This window comes from Haladaptatus sp. (genome assembly GCF_049589095.1).
In the GTDB taxonomy this organism is placed as follows: Archaea; Halobacteriota; Halobacteria; order Halobacteriales; family Haladaptataceae; genus Haladaptatus.
Genome location: NZ_JBAWAC010000377.1, coordinates 1 through 5,278, shown reverse-complemented (window position 1 = coordinate 5,278; position 5,278 = coordinate 1). Strand labels below are relative to the sequence as shown.

At 58.9% G+C, this 5,278-nt stretch carries 4 protein-coding genes; 3 read left to right on the top strand and 1 reads right to left on the bottom strand.

The window, feature by feature from the left end; genetic code table 11:
• On the bottom strand, positions 1–787 hold a 787-nt coding region (locus tag WBV42_RS11840; protein ID WP_423986217.1), incomplete at its 3' end, for a peptide ABC transporter substrate-binding protein.
• Positions 788–1,106: 319 nt separating this feature from the next.
• Between WBV42_RS11840 and WBV42_RS11835 the strand changes: the two genes are divergently transcribed.
• From WBV42_RS11835 to WBV42_RS11825, 3 genes are all read left to right on the top strand, one after another.
• Positions 1,107–1,280 carry a DUF7556 family protein gene (locus WBV42_RS11835; protein WP_423986216.1) on the top strand — a complete coding sequence of 58 codons (174 nt, stop codon included), beginning with the start codon at positions 1,107–1,109 and terminating at the stop codon, positions 1,278–1,280.
• Between the two features lie 197 nt (positions 1,281–1,477).
• The gene (locus WBV42_RS11830; RefSeq protein ID WP_066140167.1) at positions 1,478–1,897 is read left to right on the top strand and encodes a PPC domain-containing DNA-binding protein; all 420 of its coding nucleotides are present in this window, start codon (positions 1,478–1,480) and stop codon (positions 1,895–1,897) included.
• A 1-nt stretch (position 1,898) separates the two neighbouring features.
• On the top strand, positions 1,899–5,278 hold a 3,380-nt coding region (locus WBV42_RS11825), incomplete at its 3' end, for a DNA polymerase II large subunit (protein ID WP_423986215.1).

Genomic DNA, 5,278 nt, shown 5'->3' with positions numbered 1-5,278 from the left:
GCCAGTGGTCGAACTCGAACGGGCCGGCACCGATGGGTTTCTTCGTCGCAAACTTCGTCTGTTTCACCTTGCCATCGTAGCCGTCGATGTCGCCGATCATGCCTTCCGGAATCGCCGCGAAGGACGTGTAGGCGAGCATTTCGAGCGTGGCGTGGAACGGCTTTTCGAGCGTGATTTCGAGCGTGTAATCGTCCGGCGCCTTGATCGCGAGGGAGTCCGCCTTTGCGACGGTCAGCTCGTGTTTGCCGTCGTCGTCCTTGTACGTTTTCGTCGTCTCCTCGTGCTTGATGCCGATGGAGTCGAGCACGAAGTACTGTCGACGGGAGTTCTTCGATTCGGCGAGGCGACGCCAGGAGTAGATGAAGTCCTTCGCTTTGACTTCCTTACCGTTGTGGAACTTCACGCCTTCCTTGAGTTTGAACGTGTAGGTCTTCTGGTCGTCGGAGACCTCGTGCGAGTCAGCGATCAGATTTTCGACCGCAATCTCGCCGTTCGGATAGTTCGTCAGGCCGTCGAAGACCTGCTGAATGACCGTCCCAGACGCCGTGTCGGTCGCCTTGACCGGGTCGAGCGTGGTCATCGTGGAGTTGAGCAGCTGGAGCGTGTTACCGTTTCCGTTGTTTCCTCCACCGTTGCTGGTGCCGTCACCGCCGCCGTTGTTGCTCGTGTTGTCGCCGTCACCGTTGTTGTCACCGCCACCAGTACAGCCAGCGAGTGCGGCAGCGGATGCCGCACCCCCGGTTGCCTGTAGGAACCGCCGACGGGTTAGGTTGTCAGTATCTGTCATCCATCAACGGCTTGTGTATCATAGTGGATAAACTTACCGTTTGGGATTGCCACCATTACGGCGGTAAACGGCGGGTTTATTGCACAGTTCGCCAGATTCGGGATTATATTCAACCCGGATTTTTTCGCTATTTTTGTCATAGATGATATCATTGATAAATGAAAGACGGCGGTGAAATCGGCCGAGTAACGTTCTATTATTTTCGTTACAAACGCTACACCCACCCAGTCCAGTCATTTTTTCAGAAATTCATATCAGAAATAATATTGAGTATCAGCGTTTCGGTGCGCTTATATTCCTTGGTACACACTCTCAAAGTATGACGCCGGATACGGCAGCAGTGTCGGTGTCGGTTGCAAACGACTCCGAGGTTATGGCCTCGGTGGACGATGACGGAGAGACGGAGCGACTCGTCATCGCAGATGTATCCCGCGAGGATGCATGGATTTGCATGCGAGTAACGGACACTGCATCCCTCCCCGACTGGCAGTAGTTCCCCAACAGTTTCGACCCTCAAACAGCCCTCTTTCCGTGATCCCCCGTTTTCGTTCCTACTGAACAGCTACAGAAAATAGTAGAAATACAGACAGGAAATATGACCGTACGTCGGAAAGCTAACCGTACCGACGACCCGTAGGGCGAGGGGACGAGACTGAACCTTTTTTGTTCCCCACGCGGTTTCATGCAGACATGGACTATCGGGAGGTTGCCAGTGAACAGGAGTTCGTCGCCCGGCTCGGACACGGTGCGGACTGGCGCGCCGAAATAGAATCGCTTGCCGACGACGAGGACGTCGACGCTGCGTGGTTCATCGCGATGGGCGCGGTGCAGGACGCGGACATCTGGTACTACGACCAGGACGAGAAGGAGTATCGGGAGGTGCAGTTCGACGAACCGCTCGAAGTCGCGTCCTGTGTCGGCAACATCTCGCTACTCGACGGCGAGCGGTTCGCACACACGCACGCCGTCCTTTCGCGACGTTCGGGACAGACGCTCGCCGGACACCTCGATTCTGCGACGGTGTTCGCCGGGGAACTGTACATGCGAACGTTCGAGGAACCGCTCGTTCGGGAACGCGACCAACCGACCGATTTGGACCTCTGGCTGTAGCATGCGGGACGAAGACCGACAGTACTTCGAACGGCTGGAATCGCGCCTCGACGAGGCGTTTGACGTGGCGGAGGCGGCCAAGGAACACAGCGGCGACCCGCAACCGGAAGTCGAGATTCCAGTCGCAAAGGACATGGCCGACCGTGTGGAGAACATCCTCGGCATCGAGAACGTCGCCGAACGCGTACGCGAACTCGAAGGCCAGATGTCCCGTGAGGAGGCCGCCCTGGAACTGGCAAAGGACTTCGCGGACGGGAACGTCGGTGATTACGAGACCCGTGCCGGGAAGATCGAGGGTGCGGTTCGGACTGCCGTCGCGCTGTTGACCGAAGGTGTCGTCGCCGCGCCCATCGAGGGAATCGACCGAGTGGAGCTCCTCGATAACGACGACGGCACGGAGTTCGTCAACGTCTACTACGCCGGGCCGATTCGCTCGGCAGGTGGGACCGCACAGGCGCTGTCGGTTCTCGTGGCGGATTACACGCGAGCACTCCTCGGGGTGGGGGAGTATCAGGCCCGCGACGATGAGATCGAACGCTACGCCGAGGAGATCAACCTCTACGACTCGGAGACGGGATTGCAGTACTCGCCGAAGGACAAGGAGTCGAAATTCATCGCCAAACACATGCCAGTCATGCTGGACGGGGAGGCGACGGGCGACGAGGAGGTATCCGGATTCCGCGACTTGGACCGCGTCGATACCAACAGCGCCCGTGGTGGAATGTGTCTCGTCATGGCGGAAGGTATCGCGCTCAAAGCGCCGAAGATACAGCGCTACACCCGAAACCTGGACGAGATCGATTGGCCGTGGTTGCAGGACCTCATCGACGGTACCATCGGAAAGGACGACGGAGAAGAGGAGAAGGACGAGAGCGAGGGGGGAGAAGGCGAAGCGGACGACGAAAAAGCCGAGGAGGGAGGGGGAGAAGAAGCGGAAACCCACGAGTTGCATGGTCCGCCGCGCGTCGATGAAGCCACGAAGTTTCTCCGTGACCTCATCGCCGGACGGCCCGTCTTTACACACCCCTGCCGACCCGGTGGCTTCCGCCTCCGATACGGTCGGGCGCGGAACCACGGGTTCGCAACGGCGGGCGTGCAACCCGCGACGATGCACATCGTGGACGATTTCCTCGCGACGGGAACGCAGATAAAGACCGAACGCCCCGGAAAAGCGGGCGGCGTCATCCCCGTCGATACCATCGAAGGACCGACGGTCAAACTGGCGAACGGCGACGTGCGCCGAATCGACGACACCGAGGAAGCGCTCGAAGTTCGTAACGGCGTCGTGGAGATCATCGACCTCGGCGAGTATCTGGTCAACTACGGTGAATTCGTCGAGAACAACCATCCGCTCCCCCCCGCATCCTACGTCTTCGAGTGGTGGGTACAGGATTTCGAACACGCCGGTGCGAACGTGCAGGCGATGCGTGATAACCCCCGTATCGACCTCGAAGACCCATCCCCCGAGGAAGCGCTCGACTGGGCGACCGAGTACGACGCACCGCTCCACCCGAAGTACACCCATCTCTGGCACGATATCTCGGTCGCCGAGTTCGAGACACTGGCGGAGGCCGTCGAAGCGGGCGAAATACGGGACGGAACCCTCGTCATTTCGAACACCGAGACGATTCGAACGGCGCTCGAACATCTCCTCGTTCAGCACAGGCAGGGAGAGGACATCGAGATACCGGTGTGGAAACCGTTCGTTCGATCGCTGGGGATCAGTATTGATGACCTTACGCGTGCGTGGGACACACTAACACAGGAAGCTCGCGAGTGGGGCGAGGACGAACCAGGGGACAACGCTATCCAAGCGGTCAACGAAGTCGCCCTGTTCGAGGTCCGTGAACGCGCACCTACGCGCATCGGGAACCGGATGGGTCGGCCCGAGAAATCCGAAAAACGCGAGATGAGTCCCGCAGTCCACACGCTCTTCCCGCTCGGCGAGGCCGGCGGCGACCAGCGCGACGTGGCGAAAGCCGCGACCCACACGGAAGGGATGTCCGGGAAGCGCGGACGAATCGAAGTCCAAATCGGACAACGCGAGTGTGAGGACTGCGGCGAGGAGACGTTCAAATGCCAGTGTCCGGAGTGTGGCGGCAACACGTATCCGGTGTACAGATGCCCCGACTGCGAAACGAGGGTCGAACCCGATCAAGCGGGCCGGGCAGAGTGCCCGCGGTGTGAAGTCGAGGCGACCAGCGTCGAGTGGCAACCCATCGAGATGAACGACGAGTTCCGGAACGCGCTCGAATCGGTCGGCGAGCGCTCGAACGTCTTCGATACGCTCAAAGGCGTCAAGGGACTCACCTCGGCGCACAAAACGCCCGAACCCATCGAAAAGGGCGTTCTCCGGGCGAAACACGGCGTGAGCGCGTTCAAGGACGGCACGATCCGCTACGACATGACCGACCTGCCGGTCACGTCCGTCAGGCCGTCCGAACTGGACGTGGAAGCCGACCAACTCCGCGCGCTCGGCTACGAGGAGGACATCCACGGCGAACCGCTCCAACACGACGACCAACTGGTCGAGTTGCGTGTACAGGACATCGTCCTCTCGGACGGCGCGGCCGTCCACCTGCTCAAGACCGCCGAGTTCGTGGACCAACTCCTCGAGGACTACTACGGACTCGAACCGTTCTACGAGATGGAGGAGCGAGAGGACTTGGTCGGCGAACTCGTCTTCGGGATGGCACCCCACACCTCCGCCGCCGTCGTCGGCCGCGTCATCGGCTTCACGAGCGCGGCGGTGGGGTACGCACATCCGTACTTCCACGCGGCAAAGCGACGGAACTGTTTCCACCCGGAAACCAAGGTATGGTATCGAGATGAGGATGAGGAGTGGCGATACGACGAAATTCGACAGTTGGTCGAAGAGCGGTTGGAAGAGCCGCGAACGGATGATTTCGGCACGTTGGTTGAGGAGTTAGATGGAGATGTTCTTGTTCCGTCGATAGACGAGGCAGGGGACGTCGTCCGGAAACCTATCGAAGCGGTTTCGAAACATCCGGCACCGAATCATCTGGTCGAAATCGAAACTCGAAGTGGACGGCAAATTACGGTGACTCCCGACCACTCGATGAGACGATGGACACCGAGCGGGATTGAAGAAATCGAAGCGAGAGATATCAAAGTGAGCGACGAGATACCTGCTCCAAAGAAAATCGAATTTGACGGTGAAGTCGCCGAATTCGACCTCCTAGAGGAATTTCTTTACCTTGGTTCGCTTACCAACGACGAGTTGATGATTCGTGGACTGGGAGCTGAGAGGATTAAATCCCTCTTTGATTCAGCAACCGATGAACGAGGGTACCTGAAACCAGTAGCTGAGAAAATAGGGAAAAATCAATCATCGGTATACAATTGGGTGAATCGAGATAG

Bases quoted from the DNA above. Each gene is read 5' to 3' on its own strand.
- WBV42_RS11830 (WP_066140167.1), top strand. From the start codon at position 1,478: ATGGACTATCGGGAGGTTGCCAGTGAACAGGAGTTCGTCGCCCGGCTC.
- WBV42_RS11835 (WP_423986216.1), top strand. From the start codon at position 1,107: ATGACGCCGGATACGGCAGCAGTGTCGGTGTCGGTTGCAAACGACTCC.